Here is a 3,960-nt window from a genome sequence, read left to right on the forward strand (position 1 = left end):
ACTATACTCTGGGAAATATAAGAGAAAGGAAGTTCAGCGAGATATGGATGGATACATCAAATCCCCTTATGGCTGGATTGAAAAACAAAAAGGCATATATAAAGGGAAGATGTTCTCAATGCAAATGGCTTGATGCCTGTGGAGGTTCACTAAGGGTCAGGGCTGATCTGGTTTATAATGATCCCTGGGCTCCTGAACCGTCATGTTATTTAACTGACGAGGAGATCGGGCTCACTGAGGAAGACAAAAAAGAATTGATAAGCAAGGGAGAAGTCTTTAATCTGCCAGCATATCTCACAAGGAAAACGTAAAAAGATTTTAAAATAAATTCATAAAAACAATGAAAAGACCGACCAAAACCATTAAAGAGGTCTACAGAGAAATTGAGGATAAAGATAATCATTCTGTAGCTGATCGATATAGGAGAAACGTTGAGAATCAATTAAGGCTTATCTTTTGGGAAACCACTGCTGGGTGTAATCTTGAATGTATCCATTGTCGGCGCTTAGAGGTAAGTAAGAAATTGACAAAGGAGGATCTTACCACAAAAGAATCTTTTGCCTTGATTGACTCGATTGTGGAGGCAGGGAACCCTATCTTGGTCCTCAGTGGTGGCGAACCTCTCTTTCGACCTGATATATTCGATATCGCCTCCTATGCAAAATTGAAAGGTCTGGTCCTTGCACTCGCAACGAATGGAACACTTGTAAACAATGAGATTGCAAAAAAGATTGTGGATTCAGGAATCCAAAGAGTGTCGATAAGCATTGATGGGGCTAATGCGAGGACCCATGACGATTTCAGAAAACTTAAAGGCTCTTTTGATATAGCAATCAAAGGATACAAAAGTCTGAAGGCCCTTAATATGAGCCTTCAGATCAACTGCACCATAGCAAAGCATAATGTAGACCAGCTTGAAGAACTTTTTACTCTTGCTGAAGACCTTAAGGCTGATGCTCTGCATCTTTTCATGTTGGTTCCAGTAGGGTGTGGTGTAGAAATTTCAGAAGAGCAAATGCTCTCCCCAGAGAAATATGAGGAGGTCTTAAACTGGTTCTATGAAAGATCCAAAAAGGCGAAAATCGAGACAAAAGTTACCTGTGCCCCTCATTATTTCCGGATTATGAGAGAAAAAGCCAGAGAGGTGGGCATAAAAATAACCCCCAAGACCCACGGCATGTCTGCTATGACCAAAGGTTGTCTGGCAGGAACAGCGGTCTGCTTTATTTCCCATAAAGGTGATGTCTTTCCTTGTGGCTATCTTCCTGTCTCTGCGGGTAATATAAAAAAAGAATCCTTAAAAGAAATATGGGAAAATTCCAAGGTTTTCGAAGACCTTAGAAACCCAGGCTTATTAGAGGGGAAATGTGGCATTTGTGAATATAGAAAGGTATGTGAGGGATGCAGAGCCAGGGCCTATGCAGCTACCAAAAATTATCTATCAGAAGAACCTTTCTGTGCATATCAACCTAAAGGCATTTTAATATAATGAGGAGGTCTTTATGTTTAGATTCAAGAGCTGTCTTACAATCATAATAATTTCAATCCTCTTTTTCTCTGACCTTGCTTTATCTGAACAAAAAAAAGATGATGAAAAGGTCCTCGCAGTCGTCAATGGCAGGATCATTACGATCGCAGATATGAACAGAGTCATTTCTAAAATGCCATCAGAACTCAAAAAAAATGCTCAAAAAAACAAGTCTGATTTTCTCAATAGCCTGATTAGAAGAGAGTTGCTCTATCAAGAAGGAATGAAAAAGAAACTGGACAAAGATCCAAGAATACGAAGAATGATAGATGAATATAAGTATGAGCTAATCATTCAAGAGTATTTAAACCCAAAACTGAAAGAGATTGGACCTGTTTCTGATAAAGACGCAAAGAGCTATTACGAAAAAAATAAAGCATTTTTTCAAACAAAAGAAGAGATAACTGCCAGTCATATCCTTTTAAAAACAGAAAAAGAAGCAAAGGAAGTGTTGCAGGAGTTAAAAAATGGAAAAGATTTCTTTGAGCTGGCTAAAAAGAGATCTATTGACCGAAGCACTGCTCGACAAGGAGGCCGTCTTGGCTCTTTTCCAAGAGGAACAATGGTTCCTGAATTCGAAGAGGTGGCCTTTAATCTAAAGAGTGGTGAGATGAGCCCTATTGTAAAAACAGAGTTTGGTTATCATATCATCTTAGTAACTGACCAAACTGGACCCCAAACCCTTGATTTCGTCCAAGTCAAGAATCAGATCAAAAAAAGAATAAGGCATCAAAAAACACAACAGGCTATCAATGAATTGTTAGATGAGCTGATTAAAGAAGCAAAGATTGAAATTAATGAGGAAAATCTAAGATAATATTTTTTCTGCTTGAAGTCTCTTATCCATAAATCTTTTAAGTTCTAACTGTTTTAAAAATACCTCCTTGTGATAGCTTTTTCCTCCATTATAGGAGGTGGTGCTTCTATTCAAGTCATATACGATTTTCTTTATATTATTCTCAGGGCCACTGACTTGAAATTCAACTGCATAAAATTCCATAAGTTCTGCAAAATGATAGGCTGCCATATACCCAGCCAAGCAGAGATGATTTTCTAAATGTTTGATATCTCTAGGCATCTTAAATCCTTCTCGTCTCATGTTTTCAAGTATCTTTAGCTTGGTAGGTCTATAAATTTGAAAGGGACTGGCTGACTCCCTATTATCTCCTAATATATTAAGAAAGAAAGACTCTTGATGTGTAATGGTCATAAGGGAAGTTATGGGAATATTAAATTTCTTGGCACTGAGATAAATATTCTCAGCCATATTAACAGCATATTCATTCAAACCCCTTGGGATTCTTAACCTCTTAAAATTTGCAAATTCTCTATACTTAAGCTGGATATAGGGTACAGCTATCAGTTTGAACTCCCCAAGATTCATTTCTTCCAGAATCTTTATGGGCCTAATAGTCCCCCGATACAGTATCTTGTGATTCGGATTGTATCCCTCTCTTTTTTCTTTTAATATTTTTTCATTCTGGAGAATATTTGTAAGGGCATCCTTCCTTGGTATTCCTAAATCTAAAAACTCATTATACATTCCCCAGAAAAATCTTATCTCACTATGCTCAATTATCTCATTTAGCTCATATACCAAGATCAAGCTATCAACAATATTTGTTTCTTTTCTTAAATCATTAACAAAACCTTTGTATTCCTTATCCAAAAAGGCTATATCTTCTTCGGTCTTTTTTAATAAGGCCGTTGTCAGTGGCATGGAAGTATCTCTTACTCGATTCATAAAAGAGATAAATTCATGGGGAGACATATTATAATTATCAGCAGGCTCTTTTATACGCCTGAGGACAGCTTTTGTGAGAAAATCAATATTATTCGCTTTCCCATGCGCGTATACAAAATCTCTTACTCTAATAATTCTTTTAAGCCCGGGGAGATATAATTCATCCTGTGCATTCCCTGTTACTGAAAAATGACTCTTAAGTGAATTGTTTCCTAATAAATTTGAAAGCATCTTCTTGCCTTCAACTTGTCTATCTGAAAGCATCTCCACCTGTGAAGTATGAGAATTTATCAGGTCGGCGTTCTTTTTTGAAATAAATTTTGTGGCTGAATTTTGATGAATGAGATAATAGGTGATACCACTTATAAAAATGATGGTAGAAATGACCTTTTTTATTGAATGATATTGAGCCTTGTTCTGCTTGGCCTTTATCTCATTAATATCACCTTTTTTTGTTCCAAATTCTATTATATTATTTTTCTCCCTCCCTTCACTCTTTGCGTCTTGATTATTTTTATACTGTAATAATTGAAGGCTCAGTTTCTCAATCTTTTCACTTAATTCTTTAATCTCTTGATCTTTTTTCTCTAGATTTTGTGAAAATTGCTCCTCAATCTGCTTGTTCTGTATGAGACTATCAGCCAGCTCTCCTGCCAAGTCTTCAAGCTTCATCTTAAGCTTATCATTT

4 protein-coding genes are annotated in these 3,960 nt (G+C 36.7%); 3 read left to right on the forward strand and 1 reads right to left on the reverse strand.

The window, feature by feature from the left end:
- The 3 genes from VMW81_03665 to VMW81_03675 all read left to right on the forward strand — a co-directional run.
- The coding region (locus VMW81_03665) for an SPASM domain-containing protein (GenBank protein ID HUU50037.1) at positions 1-311 on the forward strand (311 nt) is incomplete at its 5' end.
- A gap of 29 nt (positions 312-340) precedes the next feature.
- The gene (locus VMW81_03670; protein HUU50038.1) at positions 341-1,489 is read left to right on the forward strand and encodes a radical SAM protein; all 1,149 of its coding nucleotides are present in this window, start codon (positions 341-343) and stop codon (positions 1,487-1,489) included.
- A 13-nt stretch (positions 1,490-1,502) separates the two neighbouring features.
- Entirely contained in the window at positions 1,503-2,345 is an 843-nt protein-coding gene (locus VMW81_03675) for a peptidylprolyl isomerase (protein ID HUU50039.1), read from the forward strand.
- Here the strand turns inward: VMW81_03675 and VMW81_03680 are convergent.
- On the reverse strand, positions 2,337-3,960 hold a 1,624-nt coding region (locus tag VMW81_03680; protein ID HUU50040.1), incomplete at its 5' end, for a hypothetical protein. The genes VMW81_03675 and VMW81_03680 overlap by 9 nt on opposite strands.

The sequence above is a fragment of the Nitrospinota bacterium genome (genome assembly GCA_035528715.1).
Lineage (GTDB): Bacteria > JADFOP01 > JADFOP01 > DATKYB01 > DATKYB01 > DATKYB01.